Below are 21,140 nucleotides of genomic sequence, written 5' to 3'. Positions count from 1 at the left end.
GGCCTCGTATAGGCGGAGATGGCTGCGCCCACCTCGCGAGTAGTGCTCGCCGTTGACCTGCGGTCGAGGCTTGTTACGACGGTCCGGCTCCGTCGGCTCCTCGTTAGCCGAAGAGGTTGTCGGGTGGCCAGCCCTGGTCGAAGAACTCAGATGAACTGGGCCGGCCCCATCTGGGACCGGCCCGTGGACCTTCTCCTGCTGATCGACAAAGAAAAGAGGGAGATCGGTCGTCACCCATCGTAGGCATGGGCGGTGACGGTGGTGGGGTTATCGGCGGCGGGCGTTCTGGCAGTCGCGTTGTTTGCCGAGGTAGACCTCGCAGAGCTGCACCGTCTTGAAGGTGATGCCGAACCACATGTCCTTGGAGGCGCAGCGGCCGTCCCGGGGTTCGAGGGTGCCGCGCATGCCGATGGAGTTGGTCCAGTGGGTGCGGACTCGGTAGGCGTCGCCCTTGATGTGGTCGCACACGTCGAGGGTGGTGCGCGGGGAGGTGGTGTGGGCGCTGCCGATGACGCGGCCTTCGCGGATCATCTCGGTGCCGATGCCTGCGGCACGGGCCTGCTGCTGGCCTGTGAGGAGGGCCGCGAGAACGAGGGTGAGTCCCAGGGCCGGCGCGGTGATGGGGTGGGTGTTCACAGGGCGTCCTCCAGGTCCGTGTGGGCGAGCTGGCGCGGGGCCGCGGGGTGGGGCCAGACCTGTGTGAGGCGGGCGAGGCGGCGGCGGGGGGCTTTGGTGTGGAGGGGGAGCCAGAGGTCGGCGGCGGGGCCTTCGTTCAGGGGGCCGGTCAGCGCGGAGCGGCTGGCGGTGGCGATGGGGAGGGCTCCGGCGGCGGGGTGGGCCTGGAGGCGTTTGCGGAGGTTGGCTTCGCGTCGGTCGCCGGTGAGCCAGAACAGGATGGGGGTGGCGATGCCGGTGGTCTGGTGGAGTTGGGTGTAGCGGTCGAGCTTGCGTACTACTCGGTCCAGGGTTTCGGTGCCGGTGTCGTATTCGAGGAAGAAGTCGATGGTCTCGCCGTTCTCGGTCCAGCGGCCGTAGGCGTCGGGTTGGGCGATGTCGCCCCAGTGCTGGGTGCAGCGGTGTTCGGGCCACCAGGTGATCAGCCGCGCTGTGCTGACGCGGTTGGCGTGGGCGGTGAGGGCGGTGAAGAAGCCGTTGACGCCGACGGTGTGGGCGAGTTTGTGGCTGTAGGCGATGGCGATCGCGCGGTCGCGGCGGTAGCCGAACTCGGCTGTGTCGAGGCCGTCTTCGGCGGCGAGTACGGCGGCGCCGTATTCGCCGAGGACGTAGTGGTACGGGGCGGTGCCCAGGCCGGGTGGGAGGCGGGGGGCGAAGCGTTCGAGGACGCCGAGGCGGTGGAGTGTGAGGAGGCGTTTGCGGGCGGTGTCGTCGGAGTCGAAGGCGAGTTGGGCGATCTGGGGGCTGGTGAGGACGCGGTGTTCCCAGATCAGGTGCATGAGGGTGCGGTCGCGGTGGGTGAGGCGGACGGCGAGGCCGGCCAGGACGGCCGGGTTGTGCTTGGTCATCGGTCTTCTCCTTCGGTCGTGGTGATGAGGCGGAGGCCTGGGTTGAGGCGGGGGTCTGGGGTGAGGCGGGGGTCGTCGGAGCGGGGTGCGCAGGCGTGTGCCGTACGGCCGTGGGCGGCGGAGGCGGCGGCGCGGATGCGGTCGGCGCGCTGGCGGTCGGGCTGGGGCAGGGGCTGGGTGCGCAGGGTGAACGGGGGAGCGTCGGCGGCGTGGACGACCAGGCGGGCGGCGGCCTGGTAGGCCCCGAGGTTGGCCAGGTCGTGAGCGGTCAGGTGGGGTGCGAAGTGGCGTTCGACGGCGCCGGCGTCTTCGGGCGAGAGGGAGAAGTAGATCTTGTTGCGGGCGTCGGAGCTGAGGGCCTGACGCAGGTCGCGGGGCAGTTGGGCCAGGTGCTGGTGGGCCAGGGTGAGGGAGACGCGGTAGGCGCGGGCCTCGGCGAGCATGTCGGACAGGGCGTGCGGCAGGGTGAGGAAGTTCTGGCACTCGTCGACGTAGACGGCAGCGGGGGCGCGGTGGCGGCCGAGGCGGGCGCGGGCGGCGGCGGCCTGCCAGACCTGGGCCAGGACGAGGGAGCCGAGCAGGCGGGCGCTTTCGTCGCCGAGGACGCCCTTGGGCAGGCGGACCAGGAGCAGGCCCCCGTCGAGGATGTCGCCGACGTTGAAGGTGGAGCGGGCTGAGCCGAGGACGTCGCGGACGAACGGGCGCAGCAGGAAGGCGCGGAGTTTGTTCATGATGGGGCCGGTGACGTGGGCCTGGGCCTCCGGGGTCAGGTGTTCGTACCAGGACCAGAAGCCGCGCAGCAGCGGGTCGCCGAGGCCGCTGGTGAGGCGGTGCCGGTAGAGGCGGTCGGTGAGCAGGCGGGGTACGTCGGCCAGGGTGCCGTCGGCGCGGGCCAGGGTCAGGCAGCAGCCGCGCAGGATGTCGTCAGTGCGCGGTCCCCAGAAGTCGCGGTAAATCTGGTGGAAGATCCCGACCAGGTTGTCGGCGGCCATGTCCCGGTCGTCGCCCTGGAGCACGTTCAGCGCCGGGCGCGGGTGGCGGTCGTCGGGGTCGATGAGGACGACGCGGTCGGCGACCTCTTCGGGGATGAGCCCGAGCAGGTCGGTGATGAGGTCGCCCTTGGCGTCGATCACGGCCGTGCCGCGTCCGGCCAGCACGTCCGACAGGATCATGTGGGCCAGCAGGGTGGACTTGCCGGTGCCGTTGGGGCCCAGGACGTGCACGTGGTGGAAGGAGTCGGCGACCCGCAGGGCGACCGGCCGGGCGTGGCCGGCGTCGGCTTCGCCGAACGGCTTGGCCCAGGCGCCGCCGTAGGCGATCTGGGGTGAGGGCGGGACGCTGTTGGCGCCGGCGCGGCGGAGCCCGGGCACGGCCCCGTCGGTGGGGATGTGGGCGAGTGCGGCCAGTTCGGCGACCGACATGAGCTGGCCCCGGCTCAGGCTGCGAGCGTCCAGTACGGCGGCTGCGCGGCGCAGGCGGCGCCGTTCCAGGCGGTTGTGCCCGGCGAAGACGGCGAACGCGGAAGCCAGCGCGTGGGCCCGGCCACGGATCGCGTGCCGCCGTACGAGATCTTGCTCGTGGTCGTCGGCGGTTTCGGCGGCGACGGCGTAGCGGATGGCGACTTCGTAGCGGGGCTGGAGGGCTTTGTCGTGTACGGCTCGCGCCTGAGCGGTCTCCTCCAGCCGCTCGGCCCGATCCGCCGGGGCCGGGTGGGCGGAACGGGAGGAGGGCGCGTGGCCGGGGCTGATCAGGTCGAGCAGTTCGCGGGCGAGCCAGGTGAGGGCGGTAAGGCCGCGGGCGGCGGACAGGCGGCGGCCGGTGGCGGGGCGGGCCAGGATCTGGATGGCGGCGTGCTGCCAGGGTGGCATGCCGGTGGCGGCGCCGAGCAGGGCGCGCAGCGGGTCGGTGTCGAAGCGGTGCCGCAGCGGCAGCGCCTCGGGCCGGGCAAGGACGAGGCTGCCGCCGGTGGCGTACCCCTCCAGCGGTACCGGCGGCACGGGTTCGATCGTGTGGGTGCGGGCGGAGGGCCAGGCGGCTTCGACGGCCTGCTCGACCAGGTGCTGCGGGACGACGCCCGGCACCCAGAGGCAGATGCGGGCCCCGGTGGAGTCGAACAGGTACTCCAGGCTCAGGTGGGGCTGCCCGAGCAGCAGCCGTTTCCAGGCCGGGCGCAGCAGCCCGATGAGGTTGGACCACAGGGCGGTGGCCTGGGTGAGGGTGGCGGTGGGCGGGGCGAGGATTTCGATGTAGCGGGCGTCGCGCGCCAGGCGGCGGTGGCGCAGCCGTACGGCCAGCAGACGCAGCCCCTCGGCGGCTGCGAGGGCGGCGATGACCTGGGGAAGGTGGGCGTCCAGCCAGCTCAGCGCATACTTGAGCGCGCCCCAGGGGTCCTGGTGCCAGTCGGGGATCACAGCGACTCGTCCTCCTCGTTGAAGTCGGTGAACTCGTTCAGGTCGTCCGCGTCGCCGAGGCCGGCCAGTTCGGCGGGGGATGAGGTGGCGACGCGGTGTTCGGCCGGGCTGGCGATCACGTCGAAGGCGACGCGGGCGGTTCCGGCGGTGAGCAGGCCCTTGCCGCGTTCGGCCGACAGCAGGAACTGTCGTTCGCCTTCGGACAGGCGGAAGGCGTCGGCGACGGTGTCGATGGCCTGCGGGGCTTGGCGGAGCAGGATCTGGGTGGCGGCGTTGGCGACGATGGCCTGGCCGAGGTCGGTGCCGAGCAGGTCGGCGGCGTCCTGGGTGATGACCGAGAGGCCGGCCCAGTGTTTGCGGGCGGCCTTGGCCATCCGGAACAGGAACCTGGCCCCTGCTTGGTCGCGCATGAGCAGCCATGCCTCGTCCACGATGACCAGCCGCGGGCGGCGCTCGCGCGGGTCGGACACTCGCCGCCACACGGCGTCCAGGGTCAGCAGGGTCCCGGCGGGTTTGAGCTCGTCGGGCAGGTCACGCAGGGAGAAGACGATCAGGTGGGAGTCGGGCCGGGTGGTGGTGTGCCCGTCGAACAGACCCTTGTGGGTGCCGGTGACGTACGGCGCCAGCCGCGCGGCGAGCTGCCTGCCGGCCCCGTCGTCTTCGGCGAGGGCCTTGGCCAGGTCGGACAGCAGCGGCGGGCGACGCTTCCACGTGCGCGGGTCGGTCGTGATCCCGGCCTGCCGGTAGGCGGCCATCAGCGCGCGGTCGAGTACGGCCTTGGCCGCCGGGTCGAGGTGTTCGCCGAGCAGTACGGCCAGCAGCGTGTGCAGGAACAGGGCCCGCCGGGTCAGCGCGTCCCGCCCGCGCGGAAGGTCGAACGGGTTGAGCCGGACTCCGGGGGCTCCGAGTCGCAGGTGCGCGCCGCCGACGAGCTCGGCCAGGCGGCCGTACTCGTCCTCGGGGTCGATGACGGCGACCTCGACCCCGGTGAACAGGTTGCGCAGGGCTTCCAGCTTGGCCAGGTAGCTCTTGCCGCTCCCGGACCGGCCCAAGGTGGCTGAGTTGTGGTTGTCCTGGGCGAACCGATCCCACAACACGAGCGAGGAGGAGTCGGCGTTCGCGCCGTACAGCACCGGGTGCTCACCCAGCGGCGCGATCAGATCCGGTGAGGTGAAGGGGAACGCCGCCGCCAGCGCGGCCGTGTCCACGGCGCGGGTCAGCCGCAGCTCGTCCACGCCCAGCGGCAGCGTGGTGATCCAGCCTTGCAGGGTGCGGAAGGTGGCTGGCTTGGCGTCGAGCAGCAGGGACGCGGCCAGCGCCCGGACCCGGGCGGTCTCGACCTCCAGCGCGGCGAGGGTGGGGGCGTGGACGGTCAGGTACAGGCCCAGCCGGAACAGCCGCCCCTGCCCTCGCGCCAGGTCGTGGGCGAGCTGGTGGGCGTCGTCGGCGGCGGCCTCGGCCTCGAAGTCCTCCAGCCGCCCCCGCGCCGCATCCAGCCGTGAGGAGGACTCCAGTCGGGCGAGCTGCCGCCGCAGCAGGTCGGCGGCCACCAGCGGCGCGATGGGTTCGACGTGCAGCGACACCTGCAGCCGCCCCGGGTAGGTCAGCAGCGGTTCCAGCCACCCGCAGCCCACCTCGCGCGGATAGCCGACCACGGCGAAGGAGGCGCACACCCCGCCGTCCAGCCCCAGATGCCGCGCCCCCACCTCCACGGAGGAGGCCGGCAGCCGCGAGGGAGACGAGCGGCGGCGATTCCACGAGGTCATTTCCGCTCCTCCTCAGCGCTCTGATCGCCGGTGATGGGCAGGTCAGGCGGAGCCAGCCGGGCCAGCCCGGGCGGGACACCGGGGTCGGCACAGGCGGCCAATACGGCGCTCGCCCCCTCGGCATCCAGCAACCGGGCCGAGACCGCCGAACCCGCCAGAGCGCGCACGCTGTCCTCGGCGCGCCGCAGCACTCGCCTCGCGGCCCCGTCGAGGTCGCCATCGGCGTACGGCTCGCGCAGCACAAGCAGCACGCGGCGGCGCAGCAGGTCGCGTGAGGTCGTGAGCCGGGTGAGGAATTCGGCGTGGTCCAACGCGGCGCGCTCCAGCGCCGGATGCGGCAGCGCGGGCGCGTCGGCGCGCAGCCGGGTGATCGCCGGGGCCAGATCTAGCGGCTCGGCGATGGCCACGAGCTGGATCGGATGGGAGAGCGAGTTCAGCCACCGCCCGAACGCGGCCACCAGCGCCCGCTGCTCCTCAGCCGTGCGCAGCGCGAACGACACCGTGTCGCAGTCCACCAGCACGGCCACGCCGTACGACCCCAGGTCCAGCACGCCGTCCGGCCGCACGGTCCGCACCGGCAGCTCCAGCACCCCCACACCCTCCGGAGGGCGCGCTCCGGTAGGGGCGGACACCTGCCAGCGGGGCGCGGCGGTCTGGTCGAAGGCTGCCAGCAGCAGCCGGTCCAGGCTCACCCCGTCCCGCCGCACCAGCGCCAGCGCGGCGGCGAGGCCCAGGAGCGGGAGAACGCACGCGGCGGCGACCACGGCGGGCAGCAGCCGTGCCAGGAGAGTGAAGATGATGTAGCCGAACAGCGCGGCCACGGTGAGGATCGCCAGTTGCCGCGCGGTCAAGCCCGCCAGCACCCGATCCTCGCGCTCGACATCGGCGGGGATCTTGACGCGGTCGCGGTCGCTCACGGCCGCCCCCTGCGGTTCCGCCTGCTGCTCATGTGCCGGACCGCCGACATGACCTGCTGGAAGATGACCAGCCGCACCACCTGGCGTAGCGGCCCGTGCCGCTGCCCGCCCCGCCACACCTGGACGCTGATCCAGGCCGGGATGCGGATGAGCAGGTACAGCAGGCACAACACGATCAGCAGGTCCCAGCTCTGGGACGCCTCATCGGCGAACAGCTTCGACCCGTCCGGCGTGAGCAGCACCCTCAGCGCGGTGACGAACACCAGCGCCTGACACAGCTGGATCGCCAGCACCCCGGCCAGCGCCCGCCACCAGAACCGCGCCACCGCCTCGGTCTGCGGCAGCGCATGACAGGCCAGCATCAACGGCGCCGCCACCACCAGCAGGATCGTCACCGTCACCCGCGCGGCGAACATGACCGCCAGCACCACCGCCAGCACGACGGCGGCCAGCACCAGCAGCACCAGGAACAGCCCGCCCGAGGCCACGTTGTGCACCAGCCGGTCCCGCAGGCTCCCCATCGCGACCCCGGCGTCGATCCCCGGTCCGAGCAGCCCGGCGGTCAGCGCGTTGGTCAGCTCGATCGTCCTGCCGGCCAGGTCCCGGCTCAGGTTCGCCGTGATGAAGGCCAAGACCAAACGGGGCAGGACGTCCTTGGCGCTGTAGGAGGTCTGCACCGTCTCGTAACCCATGAGCATCAGCCCACCGGCCATCACCAGCAGCACGAAGCAGCCGTTGGCCAGCGCCGCCGACGCCGTCCACAGATCCACCACCCGGGGCAGCTCATCCACCCGGGGCGTGGACAGCAGCCGATCGCCCAGGGTGTCGAAGGTGGGGCGGATCGCGCTCTCGGTGACGTCACGCAGCCACAGGTCCCAGGTCCGGCTGATCCGGCAGCCGACGTCGAACATGTCGCAGTCGCGCGGATGCGGCAGCGGCGGCTGAACGCTGACCCCGCCCGACGAGCCCGACGAGCCCGGCGAGCCCGGCGAGGGAGCAGGGGCGGGAGTGGGGGTCATGGTCAGACCCCCACGATCGACTTGAGCACCCGCACCAGCAGCGGCGCCAGCGCCGCGATCGCGTACCCGAAGGCGGCGAACCGCAGCGTGTTCTTGGCCTTGCCCACCTCGCCCGGATCGCCCCCGGCCAGCAGGTACCGCAGCCCCCCGATCGTGGCCATCAACGTGGCCAGCCCCACCAGCAGCCCCACGAGCCAGTTCCGCAGATTCGTGATCACCTGATCGAGAGAGGCAGGCGCGGCAAGCGACCGGAAGCCGCTCGGACCCGCTGATGCCGCTTTGGCCGAGCCGACGGCAACGCCGAGCAGCACGAGCACCGCGATGGCAACGAAGAGGAAGCGGGGGGTAAGCCGGGTGGCAATTCGGTACGGCCGACAGCGATACGGCATGCCGCGCGGCATGAGCCGGGCAACGTGCGTCCGCAGGACTGCCAGGGGGAAGGGGCGAGGGTTCCGCGCGGAGCCGGGAAAGGTGTCCCGGCCTCCTTTCAGATCGTCCTTGCGGGTTGTATCTGAGGCGTCCCGGCTCCGCGCGGAAGTCTGTGCCGCCCTCCAAGGGGCGGAGGAAGTGGTCGTCAGGGACAGCGGCGAGGACACATTGCCGTTGGCAATCGCGGAGCACAGGGCAGGCTCGGCCCGCTGCCGCCGCTTCTTGGCCGCCTCCTCGCTCAGCCCCAGCCGCCGGGCTGCCTGGGCCAGTGTGAGGTTCTCCAGCCGGGTCAGCCCGATCAGTTCGGCGTCGACCGGCCGCAGCACGCGCTTGGCAACCGCGTCCGCCAGCACCAGGTCCGGGTGCCCCCACGGCATCGGCGGCGGCGCCGAGCCATACCCGACGAAGCGCCGCTCAACTGCGGCCTCCCGCCGCTCCCTGACCCGCTGCCCCGCCCGCCGAGCGGCCTCGCACAGCCGAGGGCGCACATTCGGCCGCTCGACGTCGATCCGCCCCAGCGCCTCCAGGAACCCGGTCAGCACCTCGCTCTCCAGGTCACCGACCTCGTCCGCGGGCAACCCGTCGGCGAGCGCATGCGTGATGGCCTTCAATGCCGGCACCGACATGCCGACGGCCGCCACCTTCCACGCCGGCCCCGCGCCGCGCGCCCGCCGTACGAGCTCCCGCCAGACCTGATCCCGCGTGGGGTGACTGACCACCTTTCCGCACAACAAGGCCCGTAGCTCCACCAGCCCGATGGCGCGCTGCGGCATCTCCGGCGACAGCTCCCGCCCGTCCAGCCCGAGTCCGCCCGGTCCCTCGGCCAGCAACCGAAAGCTGACCTCGGCCATGTCCAACGGCGAATCGGCCATACCGGCCGCGCGTCGAATTCCACTGCCCATCTGATGCTCCCGAACAAGGTCACGACTACTGCTGTCGACCCCGGTATACGGGTCTTGTCAGGCGAATCAATGGCAGTGTTGAGAGCGAATCAATGGCAATAGACGAACGAATTGACGAGACGATCGGTAAGTGCTCTTACCGAACTGAGACGCGCCTGACACCGCGTAGCCAGATCACTCGCCTGCGACTTGCCTGCGTTGCACAGTCATGGGCAAGCAGGCCTGCCATCTGCTTGCCAACCCTGTGCCGCAGCGATCCTTACCTCAGATGGTGCCGCGCTCACGGTTGCCTGAGATCTGCCAGCCGCGCGTGATCGCCTGAATAGGCACCCGGCTGCGGGTGCACGTATCTGAGGCCCTGTCCCAACGTCAGAAATGGCGACCACACATGCACAAAAGCGAGCGGCAACAGAAACACATCACGATTCCCCAAGGGGTAAGCCGGCACTGCGCGTGCTTTCACTCGGAGCCGGCGTACAGTCCAGCACCCTGCTCCTGCTCGCCGTAGAGGGCGCCATCCCACGCTTCGACGCGGCCATTTTCGCCGACACCGGCTGGGAACCCCGCGAGGTCTACGCCCACCTGGACCGGATGGAGCAGACGGCCGCCCGCGTCGGCATTCCCATCCTGCGAGTCAGCACCGGCAACCTGCGCACCGACCTTCTCAACCCCACCCGCCCCAGCGCCTACCTGCCGCTCTTCGTCCGCAACCCCGACGGCACCCGGGGCCTCCTGGCCCGCCAGTGCACCCACAACTACAAGATCCGCCCCATCAAGGCCAAGATCCGCGAACTCCTCGGCTACCCTCACCCCCGCCGCGTCCCACCGGGCGTCTTCGCGGAACAGGCCATCGGCATCAGCCTCGAGGAGATCCACCGCGCCAAGGACGCCGACGTCCGCTACCTGCGCAACGTCTTCCCCCTGCTCAACCTCGGCTGGACCCGCGCCGACTGCCACGCCGTACTCACCGCCAAGGGATGGCCCGACGTGCCCAAGTCCGCCTGCCTCGGCTGCCCCTTCCACGGCAACACCGCCTGGCGCCGCATCCGCGACACCGACCCCGACGCCTGGGCCGAACTCCTGGACTTCGACGCCGCCATCCGCCACGGCCTGCCCCGCACCCGCGCCATGGGCCGGCCACCCCGCGGCACCTTCTACCTCCACCGCTCCTGCCGGCCCCTCGCCCAAGCCTCCCTCGACGACGACACTCACACCGCCGACCCCGACGGCTGCTCCCCCTGGTCCTGCCGCAACGGCAGCGCCGAGCAATCACCCCCCGCTACCGAACCGGCACCGGCAACCCCGGCACCTGCTCAGGCCGATCAGGTACGGCCGGGCGCCGCTCGCCGGGAGGGGGAGACCCGATGAGGCCGCCGTACTGGAGCGACGACCACACGACCCTCTACCTGGGCGACGCCCGCGAGGTCCTCACTGAGATGCCCACTGGCTCGGCGGACTGCATCGTCACCAGCCCGCCGTACTACGGCCTGCGCGACTACGCGCACCCCGACCAGTACGGCCAGGAGCCCACCCCCGAGGCCTACACCGAGACCCTGCGCGCCACGTTCGCCGAGGCTCGCCGTGTCCTGGCCGATGACGGGACCTGCTGGCTCAACCTCGGAGACTGCTACGCCGCCAACTCTGACGGATGGGCGCGCGGGGAGGCATACAACCCGCGGCAGCCGCGCATCCGCCCCCGAGCACGCCTGGCGGTCCCGCCCAAGAACCTGCTGGGAATGCCCTGGCGGGTCGCCTTCGCCCTCCAGGCCGACGGCTGGATCATCCGCAACGCCATCGTCTGGCACAAACCCAACGCGATGCCCCAATCGGTGCTGGACCGGCTCAGTACCCGGCACGAGCTGATCTTCCTGCTGGTCAAGCAGCGGCGGTACTGGTTCGACCTGGATGCCATCCGCCAGCCGTACACCGGCGACCGCGCACCCTCGCGCCGCGCCCGCCGGCCCGGCTGCGGGACCAAGCACACCACGATCAAAACGGGCTGGCCTCCAGGCAAATACACCGACGCCCAGCCGGCATGCCGCGGCAAGAACCACGGCCGCGCGATGCTGCCGACCGGACGTCGGCACGACGCCGCCCACCAGGCAGGTGCCAACCCCGGCGATGTCTGGTCCATCTCGACCCGGCCGCTGCGGCAGGCGCACTTCGCGGCATTCCCCATCGACATTCCGCTGCGTGCGATCGCCGCAGGCTGCCGCCCCGGCGGCACAGTCCTGGACCCGTTCTCCGGCGCCGCCACCACTGCCCTTGCCGCCCGTCGTCTCGGACGCCACTTCAGCGGAATCGAGATCAACGAGACCTTCTGCGACCTGGCCCGCGCCCGCATCCTCGCGACCATTGAGCCTCCCGAGACAGGGGAGGCGCAGGGTGACTGAACGGCTACAAAGGGCCTGCTCGGGGCCTCCCGAATCGGGTTCACGCCCGTACGCTGACGGGCCCGGGACCAGGGATGGCGCTCGCGGCAACCAGGTCCATGTGCTGTTGCCGGAGCTGCCGTCGCGGCTTCCTCCGGTTGCCGCCCGGGCGCTGTTGCGCATCCTCCTCGCCGCCTACGAGAGGCGGCAAGGGATCAAAGCCGAACACGACTAGGAGAGGTAGGAGACGAACGTGATCGATCTGGCCTTCTGGGGGCGGTGCTCGACCGAGGACCGGCAGGAACCTGAAGCCTCCCGGGCGTGGCAGCTCCGGCGCGCCAAAGCCCTTGTGGAGCCCCAGGGAGGCCGGATCGTCGCGGAGTACTTCGACATCGATGAGTCCCGCTCCATCCCGCCCCAGCGCCGCCCGGAGGCCAGCCGCCTGCTGGCCTCCCTAGGCGACGCGGGGCGGGGCTTCGACGCCGTTGTGGTGGGCGAGCCGCAGCGGGCCTTCTACGGCAACCAGTTTGGGCTGACCATTCCGCTGTTCGAGCACTACAAGGTGCCGCTTTGGGTGCCCGAGGTCGGCGGGCCCATCGATCCGGCCAACGAAGCGCACGAGCTGATCATGTCCATGTTCGGTGGTATCAGTAAAGGCGAGCGCAACCGCATCAAGATGCGGGTCCGGACGGCCATGTCCGCGCAGGCGCAGATCGAGGGGCGTTTCCTCGGCGGCCGACCCCCGTACGGCTACCGCCTCGCTGATCTCGGACCTCACCCCAACCCGGCCAAGGCGGCCGACGGAAAGCGGCTGCACGGCCTGGTCATCGATCCGGAGCCTGCCGAAGTCGTGCGGCGGATCTTCCGGGAGTACATCGCGGGCTACGGGATCGGTGCCATCGCCGAGGGCCTGACGAAGGAGGGCATCTCGTCGCCCTCGGCCTACGATCCCGCCCGCAACCGGCACCGCAACGGCATCGCCTGGTCCAAGTTCGCGATCCGGGCCATCCTGCTCAATCCCAGGTACACCGGCTATCAGGTCTGGAACAAGCAGCGCACCGACGAGGTGCTGCTCGACGTCCAGGACGTCGCCCTGGGCCACACCGCCAAGATGCGCTGGAACCACAAGGACACCTGGATCTGGTCCGAGCGGCCGGCTCACGAGCCGATCATCCCCATGGACACGTTCCAGCGCGCCCAAGGGCTTATGGCCGGCCGTGCGCGAGCCGCCGCCCCGCACAAGCCCCACCGGGCCCGGCACGACTACGTCCTGCGCGGCTGCATGTACTGCGGCGTCTGCCATCGGCGCATGGAGGGGCACTGGACCAACAAGGCTCCCTACTACCGATGCCGCTTCCCACAGGAGTACGCGATCGCCAACAAGCTGGACCACCCCCGCAACGTCTGCCTGCGCGAGGACGCCGTACTGCCCCACCTGGACCGTTGGCTGGCCGAGGTGTTCGCGCCCACCCGCATCGAGCACACCATCGAGGCCCTCGCGGCCGCCGCAGGGGAAGGCAGGCGCGAACGCGGGCGCGATGACGAGGCCCGCCGTCAGGTGGCCGAGTGTGATCGCAAGCTCCAGCGCTACAAGGACGCGCTCGACGCCGGAGCGGATCCGCTCGTCGTGACCGAGTGGATCAAGCAGACCCAGGCTGAACGCCATGCCGCCCTGGCCAAGCTCGACCAGATCGGCGGCCAGACCACGAACACCCGAGAGCAGATCGCCCACATGATCAGGAGGTTGGGAGACATGGTGGCGGTGCTGACCGACGCCGAACCGGAGAAGAAGAGCGACCTCTACCGCGGGCTCGGCCTGCGGGCCGAGTTCGACCCGGAAACCAAGAAGGTGCGGGCCGAGGTCACCCTCGATCCCGCACCCTCACGAACATCCCATTGGGATTCGGTTGGTGTCCGAGGGGGGACTTGAACCCCCATGCCCCGCAAAGGGCACTAGCACCTCAAGCTAGCGCGTCTGCCTATTCCGCCACCCGGACGTGGTGCCTGCACGCGACTCCTGTTCGCGTCGGCTGACCTAGGTTAGCAAACCTTTGGGGGTGAGGCATACACGCGGGCGGGAGGGCCGCGGGGGTTGTGGCCGGCGGGGGCGCGGGTGGTGGGGGCGCAGGCTGGGGGCGGGGGCGCGGGGGGTCGCCCGAGTCCTGGGGGTGGTGGGCGTGCTGGGGATGGAGGGCTGGGGTGCGGGGCGGTCTCTTCGTGTTTCGGGTGGTTTAGGGATGTTGGCGGTATCTGAGGGCTGTTTCTTGAGTTGTATGGGAATTGGGCGGGTCTGGGGGATGAATTATTGGAATATGGGATGGGTTTGCTGGGAAAGGTGGAGGTTTGGGAGGTGGGGTTGGGGGATTGTTGGTGAAGGGGTTAAGGAAGTTGGGAGAGGTTTTTGGAAAGGGGTGGTGTTGTCGGGGGCGAGTGCTACCTTGATTTGGCGTTCGGAGTTCTTGGCCGTCGGTTTCCGGCGGCTGGGTGGTTCGTTGGTATAGGGAGGCCTTGTGGGACGGCAAGAGTTGGATCGGGGGGCCCTGGGTCCTTTGGTCGGCTTGCCGTCCCTCAAGGTCGAGGCCGAAGTGGCCGCGACTTGCCGGGATTGGGCCAGGCGGGTCTTCGTCGTGGGTGGGATGCTGCTCGCCGGGTGGTTGCTCGGCGGGGCGGCGGCCCATGGCGATGTCGCGCCGGTGGAGCCGGTCGCCGGGGCGGTGGCGGAGGCCATCGGGCAGGCCGAGGAGGTCGCCCGGTCCGTGCCCCGTGAGACATCCGTGCCCGCGGCGGTCTCCCCCGAGAGGGAGGAGCCCGCGGCACGATGCGGCCGGGCGTGCGCTGTCGCGCCCGACGCGCGGCGGGTCGTGGCGCGAGTCGCCCGGCCTGTCGAGCGGATGCTCGCCGCCGCTCCCGTGACGCGGCGGCCCGCCGCGGACCCCCGTGCCGTCGAGCCGGTGGTCCGGGCCGCATGGCCGGCGGAGGTCCTCGGGGCCTTCGTCGCCGGCTCCGAGCGCATGTCGCAGGAGCTCCGGTCGCCGCGAGGCGGCGATGAGAGCGCCTGGGACTCCATGATCACGTCGGTGGGCGCACGTGCCGACCGGCGGGCCACGACGGACACCTCCCCGGCCCAGATCGGCGGGAGGTCTCCGTCCTCTCTCGCGGAGGCGATGGCGGGGCGCGGGATCAACGGTCAGACGACCGGCGACGCCGACCCCCGGCCGTTCCCGAGGGACGCGGGTCAGTCCCCGGACCTGCATGGATTCGTGCCCCAGTCGTTCGGCGGCGCGAGCCAGCACCTTCCTGTCGCCGGGGACGTCGCGCGGATGTTCGACCCCGCGCGGCAGATGACGGTGCGCGCCCCGCTGGCGTCGCACCTCCCACCGGCGGTCCGCACAGCCGCGGACGAGCCGTCGTTCTCCCCTGATTAGCGCCCTCGCGGGCTCCCGGCCGTCCCCCAGGTCGTGAGCCGCCCGGCGGCCGTGACTCTTCCAGACGCCGTACGCGGGCCGCCGCGCGCATCGAGTTCGCTCCAGCGCCACCACCGGTAGTCGCCGCCGGAAGCGGCGCGCCGCATCCGATCCGGTAAGCGGGCTGATCCTCGGCCCGGAAACGATCCGGTGCGAACAGCGGCCCGCATTGGAAGGCCCTGCGGAATTCACGGTGGTCCGCGATTCCCTGAGGACGTCGCAGCCACGGGTTCTCCCCGTCGCGCCGGCGTCAGCCGTACCCGAAACACGTTTCCGCCGTACGGCGGGGCGGCGCGTTTCCGGTGCCGGGGAGCGGCGGAGCGGGAGCGACGGGCGTTCACAGGAATTCAAAGTCAGGTATCCCCCCCGAAAACAAGGAGCAATAGACAATGCGAACGTGGGCGAAGGGCTCTGCGTTTCTGGCCGCCAGCGTCGTCGTGATGGGCGGCGGCGTCGCCGGAGCGACCGCGCACGCCGACACCGACGGGCAGAGCTCGGTCGGCGGCGGGAACCAGGTCAACCTGCCCGTGTCGGCGCCGATCGACATCAGCGGCAACAGCGTCGCCGGGTTCGGGCGGTCGCGCGCCGGGTCCGTGGGCGGGGCCTCGGTGGACAACGGCAGGCGCGGGGGCACCGGATCCACCTCCGGGCGCAGCAGCGTCGGTGGCGGCAACCAGATCACCGCGCCGATCAGCGCCCCGATCAACGCCTGCGGCAACGCGGTGTCGCTGTTCGGGAACGCGGACGCCGGCTGCAAGGGCGGCGCGACCGTCAGGAACAACGGCGGCGTCGGCGGGCGCGGGACGACCTCGGGCAAGAGCAGCGTGCTCGGCGGGAACCAGGTGACCGCGCCGATCTCCGCGCCGATCAACGTCTGCGGCAACGCCGTGGCGATCTTCGGCCAGGCGGTCGCGGGGTGCAAGGGCGGCGCGAGCGTGGACAACGGCGGCGGGCGCGGCGCCGGCCACACCTCCGGCCAGTCGTCGGTGGGCGGAGGCAACCAGGTCTTCGCACCGATCGCCGCGCCCGTCAACGTCTGCGGGAACGCCGCAGCCGTGTTCGGGCAGGCCGTCGCGGGCTGCAAGGGCGGCGCGACCGTGGACAACGGCGGCGGCAAGGGCAACCACTCGGCCCGGCCGTACGCCCAGCGGCGGCACCAGAACGGGCACGTGTTCGGGTTCGTCACCGACGGGCGGTCCTCTGTGGTCGGCGGGAACCAGGTGGTCAGCGGGGTGACCGCGCCGATCAACGTCTGCGGGAACGCGGTGGCGGTCCTGGGCGACGCGGCGGCGGGCTGCGTCGGCGGCGCGGACAACACCGGGCAGGCCGGCAAGGGCCGCAACCCCTTCACCGTCCCGCGCAACAAGACGGCCAAGGCGGACGGGGGCGGCCTGCTGCCGTCGCTGCCGCTGGCGCCCGGCGACCTGGGCAGCAAGGCCGGTGGCCTCACCAGCGGCAAGGTGGGCGGACTCACCGGCGGCAAGGCCGCGGGGATCGCGAGCGGCCAGACCGGCGGCGGGCTCGCCGAGCGCGAGGCGGCGAAGTACTACCGCTCGGCGCAGCTTCCCCCGGTGCCCGCCGTGGGCGACCCGACGGACACGTTCGGCCTGCCCGAGCTGCCCCTGCTGCCCGACGTCGGCGGGATCGCCGGCGGGCTGCCCGGCGGCGACCAGGCCAAGGGGCTCGGCGGCAAGGGCTCGGGCAAGGGCAAGGGCCTGGGGAAGGGCAAGGGCAAGGGCGTGCTCCCCGGCGGTAAGGGCAAGGGCAAGGCGGCGGTGCCCGGTCACGTCCGGCACGCGGCCACCGACATGCCCGCGCTCGTCCCGGTGAAGAACGCGCTCCAGGGCGTGCCGGTCGGCGACGGCCTGCCCTCCGCGGGCAAGCTGTCCGCGGACAAGCTGCCCGTCGACGGCCTGCCTACGGAGGGCCTACCCACGGACGACCTGCCCACCGGTGGCCTGCCGTCGACGGACGGCCTGCCCGGCAGCGGCATCGCCGACGTGGGCCTGCCGGCCGCCGACGGCCTGCCCCTCGGGAAGGCCGGCCTGATGAGCGCCGAGCAGCCCGGCCTGACCGGGATGAACAACGCCTCCCTGGCGGCCCTGCTGCTGGGTGGACTGTTCGCGGCCAGCGCCGCCGTCTCGGCCTTCGCGCGCCGCGCCCTGCGCCGGGTCAAGTAGCCACAGACGTGACCGGGGGCGACCCGGCGGCCCGCGCGGCCGCCGCCCCCGGTCCCCGTCGGTCCGGGCCGCCACCGCCTTCCGCAGGCGAACGGAGGCGGGCGGCACCAGGCCGAACCGAGCGCCGGCCGTACTCGGCCCGGACGGTCGGGATCCGGTAGGCCGGAGGATCGCGGACCCTGTACGCCGAAGGCACGGTCCACCATCGCCAAGTGAGGGAACGGACGGTCGTGACGCGGCCGAGAGCACGTGACCGGGTCTGGGAGGACGGGCTCCCGGAACGGCGGGCACGGCGATCGCGAGCGGCACGGCCGGGCGAGCCCCGCGCCGGAGGACGGGATCCGGCGCCGGAGCGGACCCGGGACGGGACATCTCGCCCCGGACCGGTGGACCGGCGACGACGTGACGGCGGCCCTCAATCCGCAGGGAACGACGCCGGGGAGGACGGGCTCCCCGGCGCACCGCCCGGCGGGAAGGCCGCCGAGGGATCGCGGGGAAGATCGGGACTTTCGTGGCGACACGGAGCGTTGGGACGACGGAAGGACCGGGAAGACGGGTTCCCGGACCGGCCGTCACGACCCCCGATCTTTCCGCCCCCGGCTCGCCGGACACCCTCGACGGGTTCCGGGCCGAGGCGGAACAGCGCGCGTAAAACGCGGGAAGGCGTAAGCCGTACGCCTTCCGAAAGTCGGCCGGCGCGTAAGCCGTACGTGATCAACAACACAATGCGGCCGAAGCGCGGCGACTTGGCCTAACACCATGTGACACCGCACAGGAAACAAAGCAGCACAGAGAACGCCGCTTTGCCCGCTCCGGGGACGAGGACCGGGGCGGGCGAAGCCGTATCCGGGGCGGAAACGCCTGAAACTCCAAGCCCCCAGACCAGGGCATACGCCATGGAACGGACGGCCCCGAGAGGCTCAGAACGTGCGCCTGGCGCGGATGATTCTCCGGCGGAGCTGCACTCGGCGGCTGCCGTCGGGATACAGTCGCAGGCGGTCGAGTTCCCAGTCTCCGTATTCGGCGTGCTCGGTGAGAATCCGCCTGGCGGTGTCACGCGACGTGCCCCGAGGCAGATAGAGCACTAGGTAGGAGTACTCCAGCATTGGCTCTATTCTGCGTCCTCACGGACGCACTCGAAAGGCCCGATACAGGGCCTGGTACGCCGGGCCGCGGGTTGGGTAGCTCAGGGGGAGGCCGCCCGAACCGCCAGAAGGGGTTACCGTCAGGCTTGTGACGTTCACCTGAACCGCGAACGGGCAAGCGGCGCGGGGGAAGGTCGCAGGGGGACCGGGGCAGCCGGACATGACAGCGAACAGCGAGGTAGGAAGCAGCGTGCCAGCCAAGAACGGCAACGGCGGTGGAACCCGCCTGGTGATCGTGGAGTCGCCGTCCAAGGCGAAGACGATCGCCGGGTATCTCGGCCGTGGGTACGTCGTGGAGTCGAGCATCGGCCACATCCGCGACCTGCCTGAGAAGGCCGACGACATCCCTGAGCGGTACAAGAAGATGCCGTGGGCGCGGCTGGGTGTGAACGTCGATCACGAGTTCGAGCCTCTCTACATCGTCAACGCGGACAAGAAGGCCCAGGTCAAGAAGCTCAAGGAGCTTCTGAAGGACGCCGACGAGCTCTACCTCGCGACAGACGAGGACCGCGAGGGCGAGGCGATCGCCTGGCATCTGCGCGAGGAGCTCAAGCCCAAGATCCCGGTGCGCCGGATGGTCTTCCACGAGATCACGCCCAAGGCGATCCAGGAGGCCGTGCGCAACCCGCGCGACCTGAACCTCAAGCTCGTGGACGCCCAGGAGACGCGCCGCATCCTGGACCGGCTGTACGGCTACGAGGTCTCCCCGGTCCTGTGGAAGAAGGTCAAGCCGCGGCTGTCCGCCGGCCGCGTGCAGAGCGTGGCGACCCGGCTGGTGGTGGAGCGCGAACGCGAGCGCCTGGCGTTCACGGCCGCGCACTACTGGGACATCTCGGCGCTGCTGGACACCGGCCGCGACGAGGACCCGCGGGTGTTCACCGCCGGCCTGATCAGCGTGGACGGCCGCCGCGTGGCCCAGGGCCGCGACTTCGCGACCACTGGAACGCTCAAGAACGCCGACACGCTCCACCTCGACGAGCCCGCCGCCCGAAGCCTCGCGACCAGGCTGGAGAACCGGCCGTTCGAGGTCACGAGCGTCGAGCGCAAGCCGTACAAGCGCAGCCCCTACGCGCCGTTCCGCACGACGACGCTTCAGCAGGAGGCCAGCCGCAAGCTGGGCTTCTCCTCGAAGTACACGATGCAGATCGCGCAGCGGCTGTACGAGAACGGCTTCATCACCTACATGCGTACCGACAGCATCACGCTGTCGGAGACCGCCATCGCCGCGGCGCGCTCGCAGGCCGTCAAGCTGTACGGCTCGGCGTACGTGCCCGACAAGCCGCGGGTGTACCAGAGCAAGGTCAAGAACGCGCAGGAGGCGCACGAGGCGATCCGGCCGTCCGGGGAGGAGTTCCGCACCCCGGGCGAGACGGGGCTGAGCGGGGACCAGTTCCGGCTGTACGAGCTGATCTGGCAGCGCACGGTGGCGTCGCAGATGAAGGACGCCGTCGGCGAGTCCGTGTCGGTCCGGATCCAGGGCACGTCCACCTCGGGCGAGCGGGCCGAGTTCGGCGCGTCCGGGCGCGTGATCACGTTCCACGGGTTCCTCAAGGCGTACGTCGAGGGCGCGGACGACCCGTCCACGGACCGCGACGACCAGGAGCGGCGTCTCCCGGCGCTGGCCGAGGGCGACCGGCTGACCGCGACCGAGATGAACCCCGAGGGGCACTCGACCCGGCCGCCGGCGCGCTACACCGAGGCATCCCTGATCAAGGAGCTGGAGGAGCGGGAGATCGGCCGCCCGTCCACCTACGCCTCGATCATCGGGACGATCCTCGACCGCGGATACGTCTTCAAGAAGGGCACCGCGCTGGTGCCGAGCTTCCTGGCGTTCGCCGTGGTCAACCTGCTGGAGAAGCACTTCGGGCACCTGGTGGACTATGAGTTCACCGCCCGCATGGAGGACTGCCTCGACTCGATCGCCCGCGGCGAGGCCGAGCGGGTGCCCTGGCTGAAGAGGTTCTACTTCGGCGACGACGCCGCGGCCGACGGCAACGGCGACACGGGACTGAAGTACCTGGTCACCGACCTGGGCGAGATCGACGCGCGGGAGATCAGCTCGATCCCGATCCGGGGCACGGACATCGTCGCCCGGGTCGGGCGCTACGGGCCGTACCTCCAGCGGGGCGACGACCCGCAGCGGGTGAACATCCCCGACGGCATGGCGCCCGACGAGCTGACGGCGGAGAAGGCCGAGGAGCTGTTCTCCGCGCCGAGCGGCGACCGGGTGCTGGGCAACGACCCGGTGACCGGCCGCGAGATCGTGGCCAAGAGCGGCCGCTACGGGCCGTACGTCACGGAGGTGCTCCCGGAGGACGCGCCGAAGGACGCCAAGCCGCGGACCGCGTCGCTGTTCAAGTCGATGTCGCTGGACACGATCACGCTGGAGCAGGCGCTCCCGCTACTCTCGCTGCCGCGCGTGCTCGGCCGGCTCGACGGCGAGGAGGTCACCGCGCAGAACGGCAAGTTCGGCCCGTACATCAAGAAGGGCACGGACTCGCGGTCGCTGGCGGCGGAGGAGGACCTGCTCACGGTGACGCTGGAGCAGGCCAAGGAGCTGTTCGCGCAGCCCAAGCAGCGCGGTCGCGGCCGGGCCGCGGCGCCGCCGCTGCGGGAGCTGGGCGAGGACCCGAACTCCAAGAAGCCCATCGTGGTCAAGGAGGGGAGGTTCGGCCCGTACGTCACGGACGGGGAGACCAACGCGTCCCTGCGCAAGGGGGACACGGTGGAGGACATCACCCTCGCCCGGGCGGCGGAGCTGCTGGCCGAACGGCGTGAGAAGGCCCCCGCGCCGAAGAAGAAGGCCGCCGCGAAGACGTCGAGCAAGAGCACGACCAAGAGCACGACGAAGACCGCGGCCAAGACCACCAAGAGCAAGGCCAAGTCGAGCACCAAGTCCTGAGATCCGGTCTGGGCTCGGCCGGGGCCCGTTCGCGTCGCCGCCGCCGTGCGCGCGACGTGGGCGGGCCTTTCGGCGTCTCCGGGCCGCGCGGGCGGCTGAGAGCGCGCTGA

14 protein-coding genes and 1 tRNA gene are annotated in these 21,140 nt (G+C 71.3%); 6 read left to right on the top strand and 9 right to left on the bottom strand.

What is annotated here, in order from left to right; translation table 11 throughout:
• Positions 1-267: 267 nt before the first annotated feature.
• From D5H75_RS15675 to D5H75_RS43075, 7 genes are read right to left on the bottom strand one after another with little or no spacing between them, the layout of a single operon-like run.
• Positions 268-636, bottom strand: coding sequence for a hypothetical protein (locus D5H75_RS15675; protein ID WP_119927213.1), 369 nt, complete (start codon positions 634-636; stop codon positions 268-270).
• On the bottom strand, positions 633-1,523 hold the full coding sequence (locus D5H75_RS15670; protein ID WP_119927212.1) for a replication-relaxation family protein: 891 nt from the start codon (positions 1,521-1,523) through the stop codon (positions 633-635). The genes D5H75_RS15675 and D5H75_RS15670 overlap by 4 nt, the downstream gene beginning before the upstream one ends.
• Positions 1,520-3,934 (bottom strand): type IV secretory system conjugative DNA transfer family protein, encoded by a 2,415-nt coding sequence (locus D5H75_RS44130; RefSeq protein WP_119927211.1) that lies wholly within the window; start codon positions 3,932-3,934, stop codon positions 1,520-1,522. Before D5H75_RS44130 ends, D5H75_RS15670 begins: the two co-directional genes overlap by 4 nt.
• Positions 3,931-5,700 carry a VirB4 family type IV secretion system protein gene (locus D5H75_RS15660; RefSeq protein ID WP_119927210.1) on the bottom strand — a complete coding sequence of 590 codons (1,770 nt, stop codon included), beginning with the start codon at positions 5,698-5,700 and terminating at the stop codon, positions 3,931-3,933. Before D5H75_RS15660 ends, D5H75_RS44130 begins: the two co-directional genes overlap by 4 nt.
• Positions 5,697-6,617, bottom strand: a complete 921-nt coding sequence (locus D5H75_RS15655) for a PrgI family protein (protein ID WP_147425164.1) — start codon at positions 6,615-6,617, stop codon at positions 5,697-5,699. The genes D5H75_RS15660 and D5H75_RS15655 overlap by 4 nt, the downstream gene beginning before the upstream one ends.
• Entirely contained in the window at positions 6,614-7,636 is a 1,023-nt protein-coding gene (locus D5H75_RS40880; protein ID WP_147425163.1) for a TrbL/VirB6 family protein, read from the bottom strand. The genes D5H75_RS15655 and D5H75_RS40880 overlap by 4 nt, the downstream gene beginning before the upstream one ends.
• 2 nt (positions 7,637-7,638) lie before the next feature.
• Positions 7,639-8,967 carry a hypothetical protein gene (locus D5H75_RS43075; RefSeq protein ID WP_242454264.1) on the bottom strand — a complete coding sequence of 443 codons (1,329 nt, stop codon included), beginning with the start codon at positions 8,965-8,967 and terminating at the stop codon, positions 7,639-7,641.
• 453 nt (positions 8,968-9,420) lie between these two features.
• Here D5H75_RS43075 and D5H75_RS15645 point away from each other — a divergent pair, with 453 nt between their 5' ends.
• The 3 genes from D5H75_RS15645 to D5H75_RS15635 all read left to right on the top strand — a co-directional run bounded on the left by D5H75_RS15645 (position 9,421) and on the right by D5H75_RS15635 (position 13,269).
• Positions 9,421-10,335 carry an adenine nucleotide alpha hydrolase family protein gene (locus D5H75_RS15645; RefSeq protein ID WP_242454263.1) on the top strand — a complete coding sequence of 305 codons (915 nt, stop codon included), beginning with the start codon at positions 9,421-9,423 and terminating at the stop codon, positions 10,333-10,335.
• Positions 10,332-11,360, top strand: a complete 1,029-nt coding sequence (locus D5H75_RS15640; protein ID WP_119927207.1) for a DNA-methyltransferase — start codon at positions 10,332-10,334, stop codon at positions 11,358-11,360. The genes D5H75_RS15645 and D5H75_RS15640 overlap by 4 nt, the downstream gene beginning before the upstream one ends.
• Positions 11,361-11,592: 232 nt before the next feature.
• A complete protein-coding gene (locus D5H75_RS15635; protein ID WP_119927206.1) occupies positions 11,593-13,269 on the top strand; it encodes a recombinase family protein in 1,677 nt (558 codons plus the stop codon).
• Here D5H75_RS15635 and D5H75_RS15630 read toward each other — a convergent pair.
• A tRNA-Leu gene (locus tag D5H75_RS15630) sits at positions 13,248-13,336 on the bottom strand. The genes D5H75_RS15635 and D5H75_RS15630 overlap by 22 nt on opposite strands.
• 630 nt (positions 13,337-13,966) lie before the next feature.
• Between D5H75_RS15630 and D5H75_RS15625 the strand changes: the two genes are divergently transcribed.
• The gene (locus D5H75_RS15625; protein ID WP_147425162.1) at positions 13,967-14,764 is read left to right on the top strand and encodes a hypothetical protein; all 798 of its coding nucleotides are present in this window, start codon (positions 13,967-13,969) and stop codon (positions 14,762-14,764) included.
• A gap of 428 nt (positions 14,765-15,192) precedes the next feature.
• Positions 15,193-16,983, top strand: coding sequence for a chaplin family protein (locus D5H75_RS15620; protein ID WP_119927204.1), 1,791 nt, complete (start codon positions 15,193-15,195; stop codon positions 16,981-16,983).
• 920 nt (positions 16,984-17,903) lie between these two features.
• On the opposite strand, the gene D5H75_RS15615 is transcribed toward D5H75_RS15620, so the two are convergent.
• Positions 17,904-18,089, bottom strand: coding sequence for a DUF5703 family protein (locus D5H75_RS15615; protein ID WP_119927203.1), 186 nt, complete (start codon positions 18,087-18,089; stop codon positions 17,904-17,906).
• Positions 18,090-18,318: 229 nt separating this feature from the next.
• Here D5H75_RS15615 and topA point away from each other — a divergent pair, with 229 nt between their 5' ends.
• Positions 18,319-21,030, top strand: a complete 2,712-nt coding sequence (gene topA, locus D5H75_RS15610) for a type I DNA topoisomerase (RefSeq protein WP_242454262.1) — start codon at positions 18,319-18,321, stop codon at positions 21,028-21,030.
• The last annotated feature ends 110 nt before the right edge of the window (positions 21,031-21,140 follow it).

This window comes from Bailinhaonella thermotolerans (assembly GCF_003594875.1).
In the GTDB taxonomy this organism is placed as follows: Bacteria; Actinomycetota; Actinomycetes; order Streptosporangiales; family Streptosporangiaceae; genus Bailinhaonella; species Bailinhaonella thermotolerans.
The sequence above is the reverse complement of the archived record's forward strand: the minus strand, read 5'-3'. Positions and strand labels throughout refer to the sequence as shown.

Excerpts from the sequence above, each read along its gene's own strand:
- D5H75_RS15660 (WP_119927210.1), bottom strand. The coding sequence starts at position 5,700 with ATGACCTCGTGGAATCGCCGCCGCTCGTCTCCCTCGCGGCTGCCGGCC.
- D5H75_RS43075 (WP_242454264.1), bottom strand. The coding sequence starts at position 8,967 with ATGGGCAGTGGAATTCGACGCGCGGCCGGTATGGCCGATTCGCCGTTG.
- D5H75_RS15640 (WP_119927207.1), top strand. The coding sequence starts at position 10,332 with ATGAGGCCGCCGTACTGGAGCGACGACCACACGACCCTCTACCTGGGC.
- D5H75_RS15615 (WP_119927203.1), bottom strand. The coding sequence starts at position 18,089 with ATGCTGGAGTACTCCTACCTAGTGCTCTATCTGCCTCGGGGCACGTCG.
- D5H75_RS40880 (WP_147425163.1), bottom strand. The coding sequence starts at position 7,636 with ATGACCCCCACTCCCGCCCCTGCTCCCTCGCCGGGCTCGCCGGGCTCG.
- D5H75_RS15620 (WP_119927204.1), top strand. The coding sequence starts at position 15,193 with ATGCGAACGTGGGCGAAGGGCTCTGCGTTTCTGGCCGCCAGCGTCGTC.
- D5H75_RS15670 (WP_119927212.1), bottom strand. The coding sequence starts at position 1,523 with ATGACCAAGCACAACCCGGCCGTCCTGGCCGGCCTCGCCGTCCGCCTC.